Here is a 21,476-nt window from a genome sequence, read left to right as displayed (position 1 = left end):
AAAAAATTAAACTTACTATTTTTACTTAATCGAAGTATAATGAACAAATACGTTACTTGTAAAGGAGTGATTTGCAATGTTTTTACAAAACGCAATGTATCAAACAGTAAAAAAATTGAAATCACATGCGGCGAATATGGTCACCATTGGCAATCTTGCATTTGGTGGAGCAGCCATCATGGCAACGATGAATGAAAATTACACATTCAGTGTATTATTTATATTTATAGCTGGCCTTTTAGACAGATTTGATGGAATAGTAGCAAGAAGATTTCATCTTGAATCCGAATTAGGCAAACAACTAGATTCCATGAGCGATATTATTTCATTCGGGGTAGCTCCTGCATTACTGATTTATTCATTGGTTTTGCAAGAGTTTAGTGTGACCGGCATGATAATAACCGTAATCTATATAGCATGTGGTGCTTTCAGACTTGCACGATTTAATATTTCTGAACCAAATGGTTTTTTCACTGGATTACCAATTACTGTTGCGGGTGTAATTTTAACACTTTCTTATTTTGCGATAGAATATATACCATCTGTATCGTACATGTTCTTATTCATTATTCTCGCATTATTGATGATCAGTACATTTACGCTAAGAAAAGTTTAACGAGAAAAACAGTCCTTTAAGATTCTAACCCGAACAGACTTTTTCAATATATTATTATTGGTTGTTTTTTGAGCTGCTAGCCGTGACTGATGTCACGCTAGCAGCTCTTTTTCTCGATACATATAATTTTCCCTATCCTTCGACCTTCTACTATAACTAGAGAAGATGTTTTGCATCGCAGAATGCTTACGAAGATGCTATATGAACTTTGACTCCTATAGTCATTAATACGATAACTATTTTAAATCACGTGTCTAGTGTTCACTTATTGTTTATACGCCTTTTATTTAAGAAAAGATCTGTGATTGCGGTCGCTATTTTCATATTTTGTCAGCTTTCGACATATACTGGTCTAACAACTAGATGGAGGTGAACCTCATTACAGGTTTAATGACTGCCTTTATAAGCATCTTTGTAGAATTCCCTCTCGTTCTTGGTTATTTGAAAGGCCAGGCTTTTCATCAACCCTTTACTCCCGAAGAAGAAAAAGTCATGCTTGATCGTTTTTTAGGTGGCGATTTATCCGCTCGTGACGAACTTATCGAAAGGAATATGCGATTGGTTGCCCATGTTGTAAAAAAATTCCACCCAAAACATGAACTACTGGATGACTATATCTCAATAGGGACAATCGGTCTGATGAAAGCTGTTAATAGCTATACTCCTACAAAGAAAACGAAGTTAGCAACATATGCTGCTAGATGTATCGAAAATGAAATATTAATGTATTTGCGATCATTAAAGAAAGTACAAAAGGATGTTTCTCTTCATGAGCCAATTGGTATGGATAAAGATGGACACTCCTTAGAAATTACAGACTTACTCCCAGGTATCGATAAAAGCACCGATGAACAGTTGGTAGAAGAGGAGGATACCAATAGCTTATATCGACATCTGTCTCAACTAGAGAGCAGAGAACTTGAAATTATCATTCGAAGATATGGATTGTTAGGTCATGAACCAATGACTCAAAAAGATATATCGAAACAGCTTAAAATATCGAGAAGTTACGTTTCACGTATTGAAAAACGCGCGCTAGTCAAACTGTATCAATCCTATATACATGAAAAAAACTCCTTTGATGTATCAAACACCAAAAGAGTTTAGTTAAGTTCAATCTTCACTTGTCTCTGCGATAATGATAAATGCTAAAACTGCGGTTATTAAAATTGCCGTCGCCATAAGAAACAACATTCGATTTCCCCCTCTAATATTGAAAGCGTTTGATACTGTTATAATAGCACAAAACAGGGGTATTATTAATATGCTTTAAACTACTCTGTATGGCGATTTAATGACAAAGTTATAATTTCCCAATTACTTGCAATACTATTTGTGTCGAATGTTTTGCCGCAACTGGCAAAAATTCATCGAAACTCATGGAAGACTCTTTTCCGGCAATATCAGAAAGTGCACGAATTACAACAAAAGGCACTTCAAACTGATAGCAAACTTGTGCAACAGCAGCAGCTTCCATCTCACAAGCCTTCATTTGTGGGAAATGGTTACGAACTTGTTCTACTTTTGCAGGATCATGCATAAAAATATCACCTGTAGCTATTAAGCCCGTTGCAACTTGGTGTTTACCAATTTCATATACAGCTTCTTCAGCTAATTTCATTAATCTTTCATCTGCTTTGAATGCTGCTGGTAGTTGAGGAACTTGCCCAATTTCATAGCCAAAAGCTGTGACATCCACGTCATGATGCCTTACCTCATCCGAAATTACAATAGCCCCTACCTCAAGAGTTGGATCATATCCACCTGCGGAACCTGTATTTATCACATAATCTGGTTTGTATTCATTTAATAAAATGGAGGTAGACATAGCTGCGTTCACTTTTCCAATTCCACTCTTCAATAAAACAACTTCATGATTTTTATATGTACCACTTGTAAATTCACTGTTTGCTATACTCTTTGTTTCAGGATTTTCAATTTCATTTCTCAGAAGCTCTACTTCTTCTTCCATTGCACCAATTACTGCTATCTTCAACTTAACTGCCCCTCTCTAAAATGCACTTCTTTAAAAATAAGGAAAAAAGCTTCTTAAGTCAAGAAGCTTTTCTTTTTATTCATATAAGACTCTATTTTTTTAATGCTTTAAGTATTTCTTTTTTAGTTGGTTTCCATCCTTCACCATCTACCCATTCGAGAGATATACGATAGATTTCGCTGCCATCCTTAGAAGTAACCGTTCCTATAGATTTTTGGGGGCTTCCACCGTTACCAAGATATTTAACATACATATTGGAAGGATCTAGATTAGCACCGTAGGCCAATGCTTTCACTTTTTCATCCCAGTCCACAGAAGAGCTATTGTAACTAGAAACATGTTCACCTGATTGCTCTGTCCCTATGGGCTGCCATCCTGAATCTATAACAACTGATTCGACATTTGAATCGTTAGAAGGTTCTGTAGTCACAGTACTATCCTCATTACCTTCTGTTTCAGTGTTTTCGTTCTCTTCTGTTTCTGTAGTTGTCTCTTCAGTTGACGAAGAAGAATCAGCAGATTCTGTACTACTTCCCACTACTTCTTCAGATTCCTTTTCTTTTTCTTCATTTTCCGTACTTTCTTCGACTTGTTCACTTTTTGTTTTAGATGTATTAGCACTATCTTCGTCGTTATCACCTGTAACAATGTTTACAGTCACGATGATAATGAGGAGAATTACTATTCCAATAAGAATATTTAAAATATTATTCTTTTTTCTCTTATGATTTCGTTGATCTAATCGCGAATCAAATTTCGTATTCTTTTCAGGCATGTTGTTTTTCCTCCTTCAATATAAGAGAATATACTACAAATAGACGATAATGATAGAGTTTTGTTTCACTAAGCTCAAAAATAGTCCGATTGATAGTCAGGACGAAATGTAACTAGACCTTTTTTACACAACTGCTAGACTTGTTATTTAGGTAAAAGATTCTACTTAGGAAAGTACCTTCTTTTAAGATTAAAAGATGTTTCTATCGTTTTCGAAGGCCTTTGGACAAAGTTTTCCTGTATGATTACCGAGTGATTTTTTAGAGATGCTGGTTGTGACGGTAGTCACAACCAGCATCTCTTTTTTCTGTAATCTTATGGCGTTTGTCTTTCCGTCACCCTCCTGTAACTCTTAGAAACAGGTAAGGTCGTTTGTGGATAACTTGAAAAAAAATTTCTTGTTCTGGGAGAAAGCTCATGAAGATACAATTTCATTCGCTATTTTGCTTCTTTATTTAGAAACTGAGTACTACTTCTCTTTATTTCCACTAGTAGTATATAAAATCCATTTTCTTTAAACTTACTAATCGAATAACTTTCTTAATACTACAGATGGTTTTATCCTTTTTTTACTTTGTACTACTCTTATAATTTAAGCGAAAAGCTATGCTATATCTTAGAGTTAAGTACTACTCACTTAATTGATTGTAGTGTAAGGTGGCGACTCCAGCGAGAAAGTCGAGACCCCACAGGGAGCGCAGCGAACGAGGAGGCTCGACCTCGCCCGCAGAAAGCGTCCACCTGAAACGTAAATCAGTAGTTTCATTTATTTATTCTTTCATCCATGAACTCAGTGTACAGGGAGCATCTTCAATATTTTTTTATCAAAAAAGAGGTAAACGATTTCGTTTACCTCTTCATTTTAAGATATAGTTTTTATTTCTACGTCCATTTCTCCACCTGGAGTTAGGATTTTCACTCGATCTCCCGTAGTCTTGCCAATTAAACCTTTAGCAATTGGAGAGTCATTGGAAATTAGACCTTCGATTGGATCAGCTTCTGCAGAACCTACGATTGTGTAAGTCTCTTCATCACCATCAGGAATTTCCATAAATGTTACTGTTTTACCAAGCGTAACGATGTCGTTATTTCCTTCTCCTTCGATCATAACCGCATTGCGGATCATTGACTCTAGAGTTGAAATTCTACCCTCTACAAATGCTTGGTCTTCTTTAGCTGAATCATACTCAGAGTTCTCTGATAGATCCCCAAAGCTTCTAGCAATTTTAATACGTTCTACTACCTCTTTACGTTTTACCGTTATTAAATGCGTTAATTCATCTTGTAATTTTTGTTTACCAGCAACGGTCATTGGATACTGTTTCTCTGTTGACACTCCCATACACTCCTTTAAATACACACTCAAAACTTTACCATGTATCATTCATATGCATCTAATCACAATGATATGAATTACATGAAATTATTGTCAATCTCAATCATCATATTATACAATAACATTCGTTTCAAGAATAGTTTTAATTTTTGTTACCATTAAATCGATCGCCACTTCATTTTGGCCACCTTCTGGAATAATTACATCTGCATATCTTTTAGTTGGCTCGATGAATTGGTTATGCATCGGACGAACTACATTTAAGTATTGATCTACAACAGAATCTACCGTACGTCCTCTTTCGTTAATATCACGTAAGATACGACGAATAATACGTAAGTCTGCATCTGTATCCACAAATAATTTGATATTCATCATATTCCGAAGTCGTTCATCTTCCAATACTAGAATACCTTCTAAAATAATTACGTCTTTAGGCTCAATTTTAATCGTTTCCGAAGAGCGAGTATGTTTTGCATAATCGTATACTGGCTTTTCAATTGCTTTATTGTCTAACAAATTGTGAATATGTTCAAGCAATAAGTCATTATCAAAAGCTAGAGGATGATCATAATTTGTATTAAGTCTCTCCTCAAACTTCAAGTGACTTTGATCTTTATAATAATAGTCTTGCTGTATTACTACAACTGAATGGTTCTTAAATACTTCACTTATAGCGTTTGTTACACTCGTTTTACCTGATCCTGATCCGCCTGTGATCCCAATGATAAGAGGAGTTTTCTTCGTCATTATTTCATCCCTTTTCTCATCATATTATTTGGATATAATTTCTTAGTACATTTAAATTGAACAATCTGTAATGGATGTCTTGCTGCATCTAATAATTGTCCTTTTTCATCTGTAATTTCTTTTATAACCATTTCAACATTATCTATTTCTGGACCAAAAAACTCTACTTTGTCTCCAGGTTTAAAATAATTTCGTTGTTGCAATGTAACTATTTGTGTTTCTTCGTTATACTCTAACACAAGTCCCACAAAATCATAGCCTAATTTTTTGTCATGTACCCCGTACATTTGTTGTTCAACTCCAGGTTCCGCCTCAAAAAATGCCGTATCAGCTTCCCGATTGGCACATTTTTCTAGTTCTGCGACCCAGCTAGATTCCATTTGGAAGTTTTCAGGATCTGCACAATATGCATCAATTACTTTGCGATAAACACTAACAACAGTAGCAATATAATGAATTGACTTCATACGACCTTCAACTTTCAAAGAATCGATTCCTAATTCAATTAACCTAGGTATTGATTCCAATAACTTTAAATCTTTTGGACTCATCGCAAACGGGACTTCATCCTTCGTAAATAACGCTTGCTCTGCTCCGTCAGTTTGCTCATATAAATCATAATCCCAACGGCAGGATTGGCAACATCCGCCTCTATTTGAGTCACGGGCAGTCATATGATTGGAAAGTGTACACCTACCGCTATATGCAATACACATTGCACCATGGACAAACGTTTCAATTTCGATATCTACTTTCTCTTTCATCAACTGAATTTCGTCTCCACTAGTTTCACGAGCGAGGACAACTCGATCAAGCCCTTCCTCTTTCCAATATTGCACAGCTTTCCAATTGGATAAGGATTGTTGCGTGCTTAAGTGAAGCTCTAGTTTGGGTGCTACATTTCTGCATGTCTCAATTATTAAAGGATCAGCAACAATAATACCTGTTACACCAGTGGATTCCACAGCTTGTAGATATTCTTCTAATCCATCCATATTTTCATTATGAGCAAAGATATTAGTAGTCACATACACTTTGGCATTATAGCGACTAGCAAATTCTACTCCTTCACGCATTTCTTCTATGGAAAAGTTCCCTGCATTTGAGCGAAGTCCAAATTCGCGCCCGCCTATAAACACAGCATCAGCACCATAGTGAACAGCAATTTTTAACTTTTCTAAGCTTCCCGCTGGTGCTAACAATTCAGGTTTTTTCGTAATGACACGTTTACCGTCAATTAGCTCACTTATTTTATCTAATTTTGTATTAAGCAAAGTAAAACCTACCCTTTCCTAACGGATTAATACACAGTTTCTTTAAAGAAAAAGCCAGTATCCAACGGTCTTAATGCTGGTTGGATTTCTTCTATTTTGTTATACAACTCTTTTTTACAAGCTTTATAGGCTGCTTTCGACCCATAATAGGCATCGATTGCTTGCCTGTAATAGCTCGTAACAGCCGTTACATAGGAAGGGTCTTGTAACACTCCATCAATTTTTAAGCTATCTATTTCAGCATCTAATAGCTCATCTAGTTCATCAATCATACACATATCGTTTGGACTGAAAATATGCGTCCCGTTGCTATCTTCATAAATCGGATATTTATTGGAACGTTCTTTGTCATGTAAGAACATATTTTTGTTTTTTGAGCGATTCTCTACTTCCAATGCTTTTTCTTGGAATAAGAAATAATTCCCTAAAAGTGAACGCTTCGATTGAAAAATACAAGTCATTCCATGTACTTGAACTTCTACTTGAACCGCCGCATTTTCTTTTACTTCTACTACCTCATCGAGACTTAGCTCTCTTGCAAGGACGGCTCTAGTAGAACCACGTTTTCCCCAGTAATTCGCTGTAAAATAGTTGGTTGCAGTTTGTTCCGTATTCCAATGTAGGGGAATAGTTACCTCTGCTTCACGTCTAGCGATAATGACAGCCGGATCTCCAAACACAATGCCGTCTACACCAATCTCTTGAAGTCTTTTCATGTAAGGAGCCAGTGCTTCCAATTTGTCATTATGAAACAGAGCGTTCATCGCAACATATAATTTTTTGTTTTGTTTGGATGTGAGAACTCTTGCTGTTGCAATTTCATCTAATGTGAATTCTCCTGGAAGTCTAAGACCAAAAAACTGTTCACCAACTAAGAAAGCATCAGCTCCAGCTACCATTAATTCTTCTATATGACTAATACTTGCAGGTGTAACCAATAATTCTGTTTTGTTCATGTCTTTCACCTCTTAATACTTACTAACATACCATCTCCAACAGGTAGGAATGCTGTATCATAATCTGGATGATTCATTAGCCACTCCATAAATTGATGTTGGTTTCTGACCATTGTTCTTTTTCTTCTAGGCACTTCACTCATCGGTAACTCGGACAAGCCATTTAACAATAAATTATCACAATAAATAACGCCACCATCATTCAAAAATGGGGCATACTTTTCGAAGAAATTTTTGTATTGACCTTTCGCTGCATCAATAAAGATAGCATCAAAAGTTAAATCTCCCAGCTCTGTTGCTGAAATCTCTAACGCATCTCCTATAATTACTTGAATACGATGTTGTAAATCTGCCCGTTGCATATAATCTTTTGCTAGTTCTGCCTTGGCTTCATCTCGCTCAATAGTCACAATTGATGCTTCTTCAAGTTTAGTTGCCATTCGCATGGAAGAATAACCGATAGCAGTTCCAAGTTCTAAAATAGACTTTGGCTGTTGTAAAGAAAGGAGCTGCAATAACGATTCCATACCCATTAGTTGCATGATAGGCACATGATAATCTTTTGCATATTGTTCCATTTCCAAAAAAATAGCGGATCGAGGTTTTATCAGATCCTTTAAAAAATCATCACTAATATTCATCTAGACTAACCCCTTTAGGTCAATAAAATAGTAATCCCTATTATGTAAAAAAACAACTCTTATAATAACATAGCAGGAGAAGGAATGCGACACACTCCCTCTCCTGCACAATTTTTATTTTAAAAATTCGTCGATTTTTTGAAGATGTTCATCATAGGTTTTAGAAAAGTGATTAGTTCCTTCTTTGTCTGCCAAGAAGTAAAAATAATCTGTATTGCTTGGATCAAGTGTAGCTTCTATAGATGATTTACCAGCATTTGCGATGGGTCCGGGCGGTAATCCTGGGTTTTGATACGTGTTATAAGGATTATCAAACTCTAAGTCTTCAAAAAGCACACGATCTTTATGTGTCCCTTTAGCGTATAGGACAGTTGGATCTGTTTGTAAAGGCATCCCATCTTCTATACGGTTATAAAAGACACTCGCAATTGTTGCTCGATCTGTTTGGGCTGTAGCCTCTTCCTCTAATAAAGACGCAAAAGTTAATAACCAGTGAACAGATTTTTCCTCTGCTTGTAATATATCTACGTAAGATGTTACTACTTTATCGGTATTAGAGAGCATCATATCTACTATTGTCTCAATAGAAGGGTTTTCCTCAAAAAACGGGTAGGTCGCAGGGAACAGATATCCTTCTAATGCATAGCGTACATTTTCTCCTTTAATCTCTGGTCCTAGAACGTTTGGATATTTAACCATCATTCGATCCACAAATTCCTCACTTGTTACAAGTGAAAAGAAATCATCTGCAGAATGCTTTGTTTTCTTTTCAATAACTTGTCCAATTTGTTCAAGTGTCAATCCTTCTGGAATTGTCAACGCGAATACCGGTTCTCTGTATACTTTACCAGTTTTTAAGCTTTCAATAATTTCGTCTAAAGTCATTGATTTTGTTAAACTATACTCCCCAGCCTGAAACTGAGATTCATTGTTAAACTTTGCATAATACTTAAAGATCTTTGCATCTTTTATAATTCCGCTTTTTTCTAATGCACTGGAAATATTATCCAAGCCAGATCCAATTGGAATATCTACGGTTATAGTCTCTTCGGAATTAGGGTCTAAAGGTTGGAGCGCTGATTCTACATAATTATAGATAACTAGTCCAGCTATCCCTCCGATGATAATTACAAGGAAAGTTATAATTAGAACAATCTTTCTCACAAGTTTCACTTCTTTTTTCTTACTTTTCATTTTCTTAAACATAATATCTTTTTTTGTTTCATTTTCCACGGGTTCTCCCCCTTTATCCTATCTCATTATACAAGAAAATATATAAAAGAACAAAAGCGCACAAATCATCTACTATAATCTACCGTGTGTAATGAGCTTGACGCTTTTAGAGAATCTTGACATATAGTAGATTTTTTTCTCTTTTATGATTATGGTTACCACTATTCACCACAGGCTAGAATGTGTAAATAGCTAATTATGTACAGAACAATTAAACAAAGAAAAAGGTGAATGAGGCTTCCCTCATCCACCTGAATAGATAGTCTTATTCTTCGTCTTCTTCTTCGTCTTCTTGTTCATCTAAAAATGTACTTAACATTTCTTCGATCATATCCCATTCAGCATCGGACTCGACTGGAAGTAATTCTCCGTCTTCTCCATCTTCATTTGGAGTAAATGATGATGCATGAATTTCGATTTCTTCATTTTCATCTTCTTCTGCACCGATTGGATAATAAAGTACATATGATTTTTCAAATTCATCAGATTCAAATGTAAATAGCACGTTACAAAGTTGTTCATTTCCATTTTCATCTACAATTGTAATATTTTCTTGACCGTGGTCCATTTGTAGTCACCTCATCTATTTTTTCTATCAAGAAAGCCTTGTAAAATCATTACAGCGGCCATCTTGTCGATCACTAACTTACGCTTCTTACGGCTCACATCAGCATCTATTAACATACGTTCTGCAGCCATCGTTGTCAATCGTTCATCCCATAAAGTTACTGGGAAATGATATTTCTCGGTTAATAGCTTAGCATATTGTTCGGATGCCTCAGCACGTGGACCAATAGAATTATTCATGTTTTTTGGAAATCCAACAACAAATTCTGTTACATTATGCTCTTTTACGAGTTCATCAATTCGTTCCAGACCAAACTCTAAGCTTTCTTCATGTATTTTTATTGTTTCTATACCTTGTGCAGTCCAACCAAATGCATCACTGATTGCTACTCCAACAGTACGAGAACCAACATCTAACCCCATAATTCGCATCATTAAGCCTCATTATTTTTCTTAATATAGAACTTTACTAGTTCTTCTAATATTTCATCTCGTTCAAGTTTTCGAATCATATTTCGTGCATCTTGATGGCGAGGAATATAAGCTGGATCACCTGACAATAAATAGCCTACAATTTGATTGATAGAATTATACCCTTTTTCTTCTAGTGCAGAGTGAACTTGTACCATCACATGTTTTACTTCTTGTTCCATCGATTCTTCAGGGAAATTAAATTTCATCGTTTTATCAAATGAGCTCATGATCAGCACCTCGCTTTCTTTTTTAAGTGAGTAAACTAATGTACCTATTGTATTAGTATACCCTATTTTGGAAAAAGTTTAAACAGATTTAATATATTCTACTACAGAACTTAAAGCTACTTCTAATTTACTTGTATCTTTAGCACCAGCCATTGCGAAGTCCGGACGACCTCCACCTTTACCTCCACATTGCTCTGCCACTAGTTTGACGATATTCCCTGCATGATAGTTACCACCAACTATATCTTTTGTTACGCCTGCTGTAATCATGACTTTATCCCCATCGATTGCACCTAAAACAATTACCGCTTTTTCTAGCTTTTGTTTTAAATCATCCATCATTTGGCGTAATTGATTGTTATCTTTAGCGTCTACTTTTACGGATAATACAGTTATATCATTTACTTTTTGTGCCGATGACAGAACGGATGAAGCTTGGCTATTGGCAATTTTCGCTGAAAGAGACTCATTGTCTTTTTGAACATTTTTTAGCTCTTGAAGTGTTTGAGTAACTTTATTCACTAAATCTTTAGGTTGTGCTTTTAGTAAATTTGCTGCTTCATTTAACATTTGCTCTTCTTCTTTTAATATTTCGAAAGCACCTTTACCAGTTACAGCTTCTATACGTCTTGTTCCTGCTCCAATCCCACTTTCAGAAAGGATTTTAAAGATTCCTATTTCAGAGGTGTTCTGGACGTGAATACCACCACATAGTTCTAATGAGAAATCTCCCATTTTCACCACTCTTACTATATCACCATATTTTTCACCGAATAATGCCATTGCACCCATTTGTTTTGCTTCATCAATATTATGGAATCCGGTAACTACCGGGATATTATCCCACACTTTTTCATTTACTATACGTTCTATTTGTTCAATTTCTTCTTTTGTAACTTGTCCAAAATGAGAGAAGTCAAAACGTAAACGATCTGGACCAACATATGAACCAGCTTGGTTTACATGCGTTCCTAATACGTCTTTTAGCGCCTGATGTAAAATATGTGTAGCAGAATGATTTTTAATCGTATGTCCACGAAGTGAATTATCTACAGTTGCCATTACTTCTGCATCTGTAATAATTTCTCCTGATTCAATAACTACTGTGTGGAGATTTTGTCCATTGGGAGCTTTTTGCACATCTTTTACGTATCCTTTAAATGTATCATTTTGAATAACTCCATGATCGGCAATTTGCCCGCCACTTTCAGCGTAGAAAGGTGTTTGTGTTAATACTACTTTAACTTCTTCGCCTTCATGAGCTGATTTGACTAATACTTGATCACGAACAATCGAAGTAACTTTAGTAGCAACACTCATCGTATCGTATCCAACAAATTCACTTTCATCATGTAAATTACTAAACACTTCCGACTGTACCTGCATAGAATCTACATTTTGACGTGCTGCACGAGCTCGAGAACGTTGTGCTTCCATTTCTGATTTGAAGCCTTCGTGGTCGACGGTCATATTCGCCTCTTCTGCATATTCTTCCGTTAATTCAATTGGGAAACCGTACGTGTCGTATAGAGTGAAAGTAGTCGTTCCTGGGATGTAAGATTCCCCTTTTGATTGCTGTTCCTCGATAACCTTTTCCAATATAGCTAGGCCATCATGAAGTGTTTCATGGAATCTTTCTTCTTCATTTTTCATAACCCGCATGATGAAATCTTGTTTTTCTGTTACTTCTGGGTAGAAGTCTTGCATAATTTCTCCAACTACTGGAACGAGCTCATGTAGGAATGGTTTTTCAATCCCTAATTGTTTCGCGAAACGAACTGCTCTACGAAGTAATCTTCTAAGGACATAACCTCTACCTTCATTGGATGGTAATGCACCGTCACCAATAGCAAAAGCTACTGTACGAACATGGTCAGCAATTACTTTGAATGCCGTATCATCCACATCATTTGCACGATATGACTTACCTGAAATCTGTTCAGTTTGACGGATAATTGGCATAAACAAATCAGTATCAAAGTTTGTTGGCACATCTTGTACTACGCTTGTAATACGTTCTAGGCCCATACCAGTATCAATATTTTGTTTTGGTAAAGGAGTATACGTATTATCTGGATTGTGATTGAATTCAGAGAACACTAAATTCCAAATCTCTAAATACCGGTCGTTCTCTCCACCTGGATATAATTCAGGATCGTTTAGGTCATTACCATAGCTTTCTCCACGATCATAGAAAATCTCTGAGTTCGGACCACTTGGACCTTCCCCAATATCCCAGAAGTTCCCTTCCAAACGAATAAGTCTCTCTTCCGGAATTCCAATTTCATCCTTCCAAATATTATATGCTTCTTCGTCCTCGGGATGAATCGTAATAGATAATTTTTCTGGTTCAAATGCCATCCACTTTGCATCCGTTAAAAACTCCCATGCATACTGGATCGCTTCTTTTTTAAAGTAGTCTCCAATAGAAAAGTTGCCTAGCATTTCAAAGAAAGTATGATGTCTTGCTGTCTTCCCAACGTTTTCAATATCATTTGTACGAATAGACTTTTGCGCATTTGTAATACGTGGATTTTCAGGTACTACACGTCCATCAAAATACTTTTTAAGTGTTGCTACACCACTATTTATCCATAATAATGACGGGTCATTGATTGGTACAAGTGGAGCTGATGGTTCCTGGGAATGTCCTTTTTCGATAAAAAAGTCTAAATACATTTGTCTAATTTGAGCACCTGTTAATTGTTTCATGTTTAGTTCCTCCTAATAATTTGTATTCTTCGACCGCGAGTAATCCCAATCACTTCACAAGTGATATCTAAAAACCAAAACAATAAAAAAAGCCCTCATCCCTAAAAAAGGGACGAAAGCTATTGTTTCGCGGTACCACCCTAGTTACACAGTAGATAATTCTACTTATGTCTCTCAAGAAGCCTTAACGCGGCCATACGACAGGTTTTAACTGCACTCAGGAGTAGCTTTCCTATTTGTTAGGTCAGTGAATTCTTTCAGCCAAGGAATCCATTTCTAGTCAGATAACAATTAGTACTTTCTCCGTCAACATTTTACTATATGCAATTGATTATAAAAAACAAATGGGCTTGTGTCAATTGTCTGTGTCCATAAATTGATACGGAGTAACACCATTCATCCCTATTAGAGGGTCAACTACATGATAATTCTCTGCAGTTAAATAGGTCAAATCTGTTTGATTCGCTCTAGTTTCAGTATCACTTTTTAACTCTTTCTCTTCTGCGGGTTCTGCTTCTTCTGTATGCGTTAAACGATCTTTCAATGTAGTCAATCGCTGAAGGTCATCCGTTCGCTCTACTCCAAACTTAAATACTTCTGGGTCTCCACAAAGAATAAGGAAGTTTTTAGCGCGCGTAATTCCTGTATACAGTAAATTTCGTCTTAACATTTTCATATAGCTTCTCGTGATAGGCATAATAACCGTTTGAAATTCACTACCTTGTGACTTATGAACGGAGCAGCAATAAGCAAGTGTCAGCTGATTTAAATCATTTTTTTCATAGGTTACTTCATTACCATCAAAAGACACAATTAGCATCTCTTTTTTCTCGACTGTTTCTGCAGCTTTAAATATACTAATAACTTCTCCCATATCGCCATTAAATACATGACTTTCTGGTTGATTGACGAGTTGAAGTACCTTATCCCCAATACGATAAATAGTTTCCCCAAAAATCATTTCTTTTCGTTTTCCATCCGTATTAGGGTTGACCATTTCTTGAATCATTTTATTAAGCGCGTCAATACCTGCAGGACCTCTATACATAGGAGCTAATACTTGCATATCTCGAATGGAAAGTCCTTTGGATAATGCACTTTTCAGTACTTGCTCGACTACTTTTGGGATTTGCTCTGTAGAAGCCTTGATGAACGAACGATCCTTTGTTTTGTCTAATAAGGATGCGGGAACCGTTCCTTGTTTCATCTCATGAGCAAGTTCTATAATCGATGATCCTTCAGCCTGGCGATAAATATCCTTTAGTTCTACAGTAGGGATTCGATTGGAGGCAAGTAAATCCTTTAATACCTGACCTGGTCCTACTGGCGGAAGTTGATCTTGGTCTCCTACAAAAATAACTTGAGCATCTTTTGGAATTGCTTTTAAGAGTTGATGTCCTAACCATGTATCTAACATAGAAGTTTCATCAATAATAATTAGTTTGCCTTCGATTTCTTTTCCTTCCACATCCGAATCCTCTTGACCAGTAAAGCCTAATAGTCGGTGAATAGTCATGGCTGGCAAGTCTGTCGATTCACTTAGACGCTTGGCTGCTCTACCCGTAGGAGCGGCTAATACTACCGGAAATGGTTTCTTGTCTTTCAACCATTCTTTTGGATCCAGAGACAGTCCATGTAGTTCTGCATATAGTTCAACGATTCCTCGAACTACCGTAGTTTTACCCGTACCAGGACCTCCAGTAAGTAAGGTCATACTTGCATTTAATGCCGTTTCAATCGCATTGATCTGTGTTGGAGCATATTGGACACCTAGACGTTCTTCGATACCTCCAAGATGCTTTTTCATCTCGGCTAAAGGAAACTGATGATGTGTATCATTTTCGGCTAGTAGGGTTTCGATTTTGGATCCAATGCCAACTTCCGAATAATATAAAGACGGAATATAAAAACGATTCACTTCTCCGACGATCCGATTTTCTTCTGCAAGTTCAATGCAACATTTAGTAATTGCATCATAAGGAATTTCTTCATGTTGAGCATTTTCTAGTAGTTTTTTAACAGATTCCAATAATTGCTCTGCATAAAGAAATACATGACCTTCCCCTAAGGAAGCTGTTTGAAGCAAATAGTAGATTGCTGCTTTAATACGATCTGGATGGTTTCCTTTTATCCCTAATTTATAGCCAAGCTCATCTGCTCGAACAAAACCTACTCCCTCTACCTCTTCAATTAGACGGAATGGATTCTTCGTAAGCACAGCAAGTGTTTCTTCTCGATACGCTTGATATATTTTCATAGCAATCTGAGGACCAAATCCCCATTCATTGAGTTGAATCATTACTTTTTCCAAGCCTAAATTTTGTTCCAGAACTGCACGTAGCGTCACTTTTTTATCTTCTGAAAGGCGAGGCACTACATCTAAGGCCTGTGGGTCCTCTAATATTTTGTTAATGGCATTTGTGCCTAGCTTTTTCACAATTAGTTCAGCAGTTTTGCGTCCAATCCCTGTGAACATATCACTGGAAAGATAATGAATAATTCCTTGTTCTGTCGCTGGTACTTCTTTTTGGAATGTTTCCACTTGAAATTGCACGCCATATTTCGGATGATTTTTAATATAACCAATGAATTTGTATGGTTCTTCAAGTACTAACGGAGGGAAATAACCAGATACAATTACTTCTTTTTCTGTGTATGTAGTGTTAGTGGATTTTATTTTCAATTTGATGATAGAGAATAAGTTTTGAGGGTTATGAAAAATCGAAACGATAGGACGACCCGTAATAAATTGCTTTTCATTATTTATTTCGTTGGTCATACTACCGCCTCCAGAGTTTCATTAATTTCGTAGGGAAATCATGTCGTACACATAGCGTGCTTGATCATAATTGGGTTGTAAAGTAAAAGCTTCTTTTAAATGAGATAGAGCAGCTTCAGTGTCAGAAGTTGAAACTGCATATAATACGCCCAGATTATAGTGAGCATCTGCGTTTTCGGCATCTAACTGCACTATTTCTTTAAAGACAGGTTCCGCTTGTTCGAACATCTCTAAACTAGCAAGGGCAATACCATAAGATAATTTAATTTGTATATCTTCAGGAGCTAGCTCCGAAGCTCTTTGTAAATATGGTAGAGAAAGCTTTGTTAGCCCTTCTTTTTCAAGACTTTTCCCAAGCATATAGTAGGCATCCGGTCCTTCAATTCCAGTCGCAATAGCTTTTTCATATAGCTTTGCAGCTTCCGCAAATCGCTCGGCATTATAGTAAAGATTTGCAAGACTATAATAGGCTGTTGCTGCACCTTCATCTAAAGTAATTGCTTTTTGGAAAAACTTCTCTGCTCGTTCATCTTCGTTCATAGACGATAAAAGATTTCCAAAGTTAATATAACCAATTGCCTCATTTGGATTTTCTTCAATTGCTTTCGTAAAAAGCTCTACTGCTTTTTCATAATTTTCTTCTTGTATAGCTTGAATTCCTAATTCATTGTAATCCATAATATTACCTCCAGTTATCCGACATAATCCAGTTTAAGACCATCTTTGAATACTTCATCAATTGTAGCTCCACCTAGACATTCATCGCCTTGATAGAACACAACCGCTTGTCCTGGTGTTATTGCACGAACTGGCTCATCAAATATAACTCTCACTCGGTTATTATCTATCAATTCTACAAACACACCTATATCCTCTTGACGATAACGGAATTTCGCAGTTGCTTTAAAAGATTGTGGCTTTTCTAATGTAGTCGTAAAAGATAAATCAGTTGCAGTTAGGCTAGTAGAAAACAATGCGTCATTGTTAATGTTTTGTCCAACTAACAGGACATTTCTGTCCAAATCTTTTCCAATTACAAACCAGGGATCACCCGAACCACCGATTCCAAGACCATGACGTTGTCCAATTGTGTAATACATTAAACCATCATGTTGTCCCATTACTTTTCCATCCATCGTTTCCATAGCACCTTGTTGAGCGGGAAGGTATTGGCTCAAAAATTCTTTGAAATTTCTTTCCCCGATAAAACAAATACCAGTGGAATCTTTTTTAGTCGCAGTAGCAAGGCCTTGCTCTAATGCGATTTCACGGACTTTTTTCTTTTCTAAGTGACCAATTGGGAACATCACTTTTTCTAATTGTTCTTGATTTAATTGATTTAAGAAATAAGTTTGATCTTTATTGTTGTCTCTTCCACGTAGCATACGAGTTTGTCCATCACGAACCTCTACTTGCGCATAGTGACCTGTTGCTAAATAATCTGCTCCTAAAGCTAATGCATGCTCTAAGAACGCTTTAAATTTAATTTCCTTATTACACATTACATCTGGGTTGGGAGTTCGACCTGCTTTATATTCTTCTAAGAAGTAAGTGAAAACTTTATCCCAATATTGTTTTTCAAAGTTTACTGCATAATAAGGAATACCTATTTGATTGCAAACTTTTATCACGTCTTCATAATCTTCGGTTGCTGTACACATCCCGAATTCGTCGGTGTCATCCCAGTTTTTCATGAAAATGCCGATTACATCATAGCCTTGTTCTTTCAGTAAGTATGCTGCAACAGACGAGTCTACCCCGCCAGACATTCCAACTACTACTCGTGTATCTTCTATTTTTTTCATTGTATTCACTCATTTCGCTAAAATCTTTAACATCATGTAGTAATAGACAAACTCAAACTAAATGAAGTTAAACTTTTAGATGGGTTTGTTCTATAATACTATCTTGCTTATTTTGTTTGCCGCTTCCAACACTTGTTCTTCCGTATTATTCAATCCAAAGCTAAAACGAACCGAATTTCGTAACTCGGGTGTACTTTCCCCATACATCGCAACTAGTACATGGGATGGATCGATAGAACCTGCTGTACAAGCCGATCCACTTGAAGCATCAATACCAGCTAAATCTAATTGCACTAAAAAAGTTTCCACATCTGTATTAGGGATACTAATATTTAGCACATGAGGAAGCACTGATTCCTGAGAACCATTAACCTGAAAAGGAACTTTAAGTCTTTCCAATTCAGATAGAAAAACTTGTTTTAACTGATTATATTCTACGTTGCCATTTGTAAAAGTTGCTTGTTTCAATTGAACTGCCTTTGCAAATGCAACAATAGCCGGTACATTTTCGGTACCCGCCCGTTTTTTTCGTTCCTGCTGTCCTCCATAAAAAATAGGTTTTAACAAGATACCTTTTCTTTGATATAAGAAACCTATTCCTTTTGGTCCATTTATCTTATGGCTGGAAACACTCAATAAATCTATATGGGATGTAATCACGTCAATAGATAAACTACCATATGCTTGAACAGCATCTGTATGGAAATAGGCAGGATGATCTTTCAATAATTCACCAATTTCCACGATTGGTTGAATAACCCCTACCTCATTATTTGCATACATAACGGAAACTAAAATAGTATCTTCTCTTAGTGAATTTTTCAAGTCATTGATACTGATCAATCCATTTTTATCGACTGGAAGATAAGTTACTTCAAAACCATCTTTTTCAAGCTGTTCACAAGCGTGAAGAACCGCATGATGCTCAATTTGAGTTGTAATTATATGCTTACCTTCGTTTTTTCTAGCGTAAGCAGTTCCAAAAACAGCGTAATTATCTGCTTCTGTGCCTCCACTAGTTATGGTAATTTCTGTTTCATGGGCTCCAATACTTTTAGCTAAAATTGTTCTTGCATCATCGACTTTTTTTCTGGCTTTTCTTCCAGTTTGATGAATACTAGATGGATTACCAAACACTTCTTTCATTTCAGCTGTATAGACTTCGATTACTTCCTCGGCCATTGGTGATGTGGCTGCATGATCCAAATATATTCTAGTCATTATAAACTCCTTATATATAAAACATATATCCAGGGTTCTCTGGATTTTCTTCCGTATATTTTGCTAAATCTTCTATTGTAGTTGTATCTAGCACATTTTTTACAGCGTCTCGAATACGCATCCACAACTCACGCTGTGGCGGGGCTTCCTCTTCAATTCCCTCAACGATTTGAATTGGTCCTTCCAAAACGCGAATAACATCTCCTGCAGTTATTTCACTAGGTGTTTTTGAAAGCATATAACCACCGTATGCCCCTCTTACACTCTTCACTATTCCTGCGTTTCTAAGAGGTGATACAATTTGCTCTAAATACGCTTCAGATAAATTATATTCAGCAGCAATTTGTCTAAGTGCAATCGGACCTTCTCCGTACTGCTTTCCTAGAGCTACTATAATTGTTAAACCGTATCTTCCTTTTGTTGAAAATTTCAATATAATTCACCTCATAAGATTAAAAAATTCTTTCCCTAGTATAGCATAATTACACACTATATCGACTTCAAAATGACTTTTTAGACAATCTTCTATATAATAAAAGAACAAACGTACGAAAAAGGAGAGATCATTTTGCAAAATGAACCTTTAGCATATCGGATGAGACCTCAAACTATTGATGAACTAGCTGGACAACAGCATGTTATTGGAGAAAACACAGCTTTATATAAAATGATAAAAAACGGACATGTTCCCTCTATGCTTTTATACGGCGATCCTGGAGTTGGCAAAACATCTCTTGCATTTGCTATTGCAGGTACGACAAAATTACCCTTTGTTGCGTTGAATGCCACTAAAGCTGGAAAAAAAGACGTAGAAGATGTAGTAGCTGATGCACGTATTAGCGGAAAAGTTATTTTGTTCTTAGACGAAATTCATCGTTTTAACAAGTTACAACAGGATACATTGCTTCCCCACGTGGAAAATGGATCGATTATTTTAATCGGTGCAACAACAGAAAATCCCTATCATGATGTAAACCCTGCGATCAGGTCACGTTGTGGAGAGATCAAACAACTCAAAAGACTAACAACCGATGATATAGATTTACTTTTAATGAGAGCTTTGGAAGATAACATAAAAGGACTTGGTCAACAGAACATTCAAATAACAGAGCAACAAAGAAAACTCATAGCCGATTCAGCAAACGGAGATGCCAGAAAAGCTTTAACTCTTTTAGAATCTACTATTTTTGCAAGTTTTGAAGAAAATGGTGTAACCATTGTGGAGGATTCCACATTGAAAAGTCTTGTGGATCGTGTAGGAGTTTTTGGGGATAAAAAAGGTTCTCATTTTTACAACCTACTGTCAGCTTTACAGAAATCTGTCCGTGGGAGCGATACTGATGCGGCCCTATACTATTTGGCACATCTATTGGAAAACGGTGATTTAGTAGCCGTATCCAGACGTTTACTCGTGATGAGCTATGAAGACATCGGCCTAGCTAATCCATCCGTAGGACCTCAAGTTTTAGCCGCTATTCAATCAGCTGAACGTTTAGGCTTACCTGAAGCAAGAATACCATTAGCTAACGCAATAGTACTCATGTGTCTGTCGGAGAAATCCAATTCTGCATATTCTGCTTTAGATGCGGCAATAGCAAGTATTCATCAGGGGAAAACAGGTGATATTCCAAGTCATTTGAAAGATACACATTATGCAGGAGCTGCAGATTTAGGACATGGTGGATATATTTATCCGCATAATTATAAAATCGGGACGTTTGGGGGTTGGGTCAATCAAACCTATTTGCCAGACAATTTAGTAGGAAGTTCTTTCTATAAACCGATCGAGGCTGGTGAAGAAAAACGATTGGCTGCTATTTACAAAAGATTAGAGAATTTTAAATTAGAAAAAAAATGAGATAATCGGGCATAAAGGCGCCCAGTCCTTAAAAAATATAAGCGTAGATAGTCCATTGATTGGAGCGAAGAGCGGACGCTTTCCGTGGGCACGGCTTCAGCCGCTTCCCTCGCTCCGCTCAGTCCAGGGTCTTCAGCTCGCGCTGTTCCCACTGGAGTCGTCACACTGCGCTCCAATCAATTAGATCCACTCAATCTGATCGGATAATTGGATATAAAACCGCCTAAATATATATGTTTCATCTTAAAATAAGTAAG

At 36.6% G+C, this 21,476-nt stretch carries 20 protein-coding genes and 1 other annotated feature; of the genes, 3 read left to right on the top strand and 17 right to left on the bottom strand.

Annotated elements, in window-relative coordinates; all coding sequences use genetic code 11:
- Positions 1–76: 76 nt before the first annotated feature.
- Both pssA and sigK read left to right on the top strand, forming a co-directional pair.
- Positions 77–616: a CDP-diacylglycerol--serine O-phosphatidyltransferase gene (gene pssA, locus BM260_RS09290; protein ID WP_093537064.1), complete on the top strand. Its 540-nt coding sequence runs from the start codon at positions 77–79 to the stop codon at positions 614–616.
- Between the two features lie 378 nt (positions 617–994).
- Positions 995–1,723 carry an RNA polymerase sporulation sigma factor SigK gene (gene sigK, locus BM260_RS09285; protein WP_093537086.1) on the top strand — a complete coding sequence of 243 codons (729 nt, stop codon included), beginning with the start codon at positions 995–997 and terminating at the stop codon, positions 1,721–1,723.
- Between the two features lie 196 nt (positions 1,724–1,919).
- Here sigK and mtnN read toward each other — a convergent pair whose 3' ends face one another.
- The 17 genes from mtnN to cymR all read right to left on the bottom strand — a co-directional run bounded on the left by mtnN (position 1,920) and on the right by cymR (position 19,794).
- Complete coding sequence (gene mtnN, locus BM260_RS09280; protein WP_093537063.1) at positions 1,920–2,612, bottom strand: 5'-methylthioadenosine/S-adenosylhomocysteine nucleosidase; 693 nt, start codon at positions 2,610–2,612, stop codon at positions 1,920–1,922.
- A gap of 91 nt (positions 2,613–2,703) precedes the next feature.
- A complete protein-coding gene (locus BM260_RS09275; protein ID WP_093537062.1) occupies positions 2,704–3,387 on the bottom strand; it encodes a YrrS family protein in 684 nt (227 codons plus the stop codon).
- A gap of 861 nt (positions 3,388–4,248) precedes the next feature.
- Positions 4,249–4,722: a transcription elongation factor GreA gene (gene greA / locus BM260_RS09270; RefSeq protein ID WP_093537061.1), complete on the bottom strand. Its 474-nt coding sequence runs from the start codon at positions 4,720–4,722 to the stop codon at positions 4,249–4,251.
- 111 nt (positions 4,723–4,833) lie between these two features.
- Entirely contained in the window at positions 4,834–5,472 is a 639-nt protein-coding gene (gene udk, locus BM260_RS09265; protein WP_093537060.1) for a uridine kinase, read from the bottom strand.
- Positions 5,472–6,746, bottom strand: coding sequence for a peptidase U32 family protein (locus tag BM260_RS09260; protein WP_093537059.1), 1,275 nt, complete (start codon positions 6,744–6,746; stop codon positions 5,472–5,474). Before BM260_RS09260 ends, udk begins: the two co-directional genes overlap by 1 nt.
- A gap of 26 nt (positions 6,747–6,772) precedes the next feature.
- Positions 6,773–7,702 (bottom strand): peptidase U32 family protein, encoded by a 930-nt coding sequence (locus BM260_RS09255; protein WP_093537058.1) that lies wholly within the window; start codon positions 7,700–7,702, stop codon positions 6,773–6,775.
- A 5-nt stretch (positions 7,703–7,707) separates the two neighbouring features.
- Positions 7,708–8,343, bottom strand: coding sequence for an O-methyltransferase (locus BM260_RS09250; RefSeq protein ID WP_093537057.1), 636 nt, complete (start codon positions 8,341–8,343; stop codon positions 7,708–7,710).
- 114 nt (positions 8,344–8,457) lie between these two features.
- Positions 8,458–9,576 carry an endolytic transglycosylase MltG gene (gene mltG, locus BM260_RS09245; protein ID WP_093537056.1) on the bottom strand — a complete coding sequence of 373 codons (1,119 nt, stop codon included), beginning with the start codon at positions 9,574–9,576 and terminating at the stop codon, positions 8,458–8,460.
- A gap of 265 nt (positions 9,577–9,841) precedes the next feature.
- Positions 9,842–10,144 (bottom strand): DUF1292 domain-containing protein, encoded by a 303-nt coding sequence (locus BM260_RS09240; protein WP_093537055.1) that lies wholly within the window; start codon positions 10,142–10,144, stop codon positions 9,842–9,844.
- 11 nt (positions 10,145–10,155) lie between these two features.
- On the bottom strand, positions 10,156–10,575 hold the full coding sequence (gene ruvX, locus BM260_RS09235; protein ID WP_093537054.1) for a Holliday junction resolvase RuvX: 420 nt from the start codon (positions 10,573–10,575) through the stop codon (positions 10,156–10,158).
- A 2-nt stretch (positions 10,576–10,577) separates the two neighbouring features.
- Positions 10,578–10,844 carry an IreB family regulatory phosphoprotein gene (locus tag BM260_RS09230; protein ID WP_093537053.1) on the bottom strand — a complete coding sequence of 89 codons (267 nt, stop codon included), beginning with the start codon at positions 10,842–10,844 and terminating at the stop codon, positions 10,578–10,580.
- Positions 10,845–10,922: 78 nt separating this feature from the next.
- Positions 10,923–13,556 (bottom strand): alanine--tRNA ligase, encoded by a 2,634-nt coding sequence (alaS, locus tag BM260_RS09225; protein WP_093537052.1) that lies wholly within the window; start codon positions 13,554–13,556, stop codon positions 10,923–10,925.
- A 105-nt stretch (positions 13,557–13,661) separates the two neighbouring features.
- Positions 13,662–13,875: a binding site (T-box leader), on the bottom strand.
- Positions 13,876–13,911: 36 nt separating this feature from the next.
- A complete protein-coding gene (gene recD2, locus BM260_RS09220; protein ID WP_093537051.1) occupies positions 13,912–16,335 on the bottom strand; it encodes an SF1B family DNA helicase RecD2 in 2,424 nt (807 codons plus the stop codon).
- Positions 16,336–16,356: 21 nt separating this feature from the next.
- Positions 16,357–17,013 carry a tetratricopeptide repeat protein gene (locus BM260_RS09215; protein ID WP_093537050.1) on the bottom strand — a complete coding sequence of 219 codons (657 nt, stop codon included), beginning with the start codon at positions 17,011–17,013 and terminating at the stop codon, positions 16,357–16,359.
- A 14-nt stretch (positions 17,014–17,027) separates the two neighbouring features.
- On the bottom strand, positions 17,028–18,140 hold the full coding sequence (gene mnmA / locus BM260_RS09210) for a tRNA 2-thiouridine(34) synthase MnmA (protein WP_093537049.1): 1,113 nt from the start codon (positions 18,138–18,140) through the stop codon (positions 17,028–17,030).
- A gap of 90 nt (positions 18,141–18,230) precedes the next feature.
- Positions 18,231–19,361: a cysteine desulfurase family protein gene (locus BM260_RS09205; protein WP_175496245.1), complete on the bottom strand. Its 1,131-nt coding sequence runs from the start codon at positions 19,359–19,361 to the stop codon at positions 18,231–18,233.
- Positions 19,362–19,371: 10 nt separating this feature from the next.
- Positions 19,372–19,794: a cysteine metabolism transcriptional regulator CymR gene (cymR, locus tag BM260_RS09200; RefSeq protein ID WP_093537047.1), complete on the bottom strand. Its 423-nt coding sequence runs from the start codon at positions 19,792–19,794 to the stop codon at positions 19,372–19,374.
- Between the two features lie 135 nt (positions 19,795–19,929).
- Between cymR and BM260_RS09195 the strand changes: the two genes are divergently transcribed.
- Positions 19,930–21,219, top strand: a complete 1,290-nt coding sequence (locus tag BM260_RS09195) for a replication-associated recombination protein A (protein WP_093537046.1) — start codon at positions 19,930–19,932, stop codon at positions 21,217–21,219.
- Positions 21,220–21,476: the final 257 nt, after the last annotated feature.

Source organism: Psychrobacillus psychrotolerans, assembly GCF_900115805.1.
Classification (GTDB): domain Bacteria; phylum Bacillota; class Bacilli; order Bacillales_A; family Planococcaceae; genus Psychrobacillus; species Psychrobacillus psychrotolerans.
This window is presented reverse-complemented; position numbering and strand designations above follow the sequence as displayed.

Bases quoted from the DNA above. Each gene is read 5' to 3' on its own strand.
- pssA (WP_093537064.1), top strand. From the start codon at position 77: ATGTTTTTACAAAACGCAATGTATCAAACAGTAAAAAAATTGAAATCA.
- BM260_RS09275 (WP_093537062.1), bottom strand. From the start codon at position 3,387: ATGCCTGAAAAGAATACGAAATTTGATTCGCGATTAGATCAACGAAAT.
- udk (WP_093537060.1), bottom strand. From the start codon at position 5,472: ATGACGAAGAAAACTCCTCTTATCATTGGGATCACAGGCGGATCAGGA.
- BM260_RS09255 (WP_093537058.1), bottom strand. From the start codon at position 7,702: ATGAACAAAACAGAATTATTGGTTACACCTGCAAGTATTAGTCATATA.
- BM260_RS09250 (WP_093537057.1), bottom strand. From the start codon at position 8,343: ATGAATATTAGTGATGATTTTTTAAAGGATCTGATAAAACCTCGATCC.
- BM260_RS09240 (WP_093537055.1), bottom strand. From the start codon at position 10,144: ATGGACCACGGTCAAGAAAATATTACAATTGTAGATGAAAATGGAAAT.
- ruvX (WP_093537054.1), bottom strand. From the start codon at position 10,575: ATGCGAATTATGGGGTTAGATGTTGGTTCTCGTACTGTTGGAGTAGCA.
- BM260_RS09230 (WP_093537053.1), bottom strand. From the start codon at position 10,844: ATGAGCTCATTTGATAAAACGATGAAATTTAATTTCCCTGAAGAATCG.
- alaS (WP_093537052.1), bottom strand. From the start codon at position 13,556: ATGAAACAATTAACAGGTGCTCAAATTAGACAAATGTATTTAGACTTT.
- recD2 (WP_093537051.1), bottom strand. From the start codon at position 16,335: ATGACCAACGAAATAAATAATGAAAAGCAATTTATTACGGGTCGTCCT.
- BM260_RS09215 (WP_093537050.1), bottom strand. From the start codon at position 17,013: ATGGATTACAATGAATTAGGAATTCAAGCTATACAAGAAGAAAATTAT.
- mnmA (WP_093537049.1), bottom strand. From the start codon at position 18,140: ATGAAAAAAATAGAAGATACACGAGTAGTAGTTGGAATGTCTGGCGGG.
- BM260_RS09205 (WP_175496245.1), bottom strand. From the start codon at position 19,361: ATGACTAGAATATATTTGGATCATGCAGCCACATCACCAATGGCCGAG.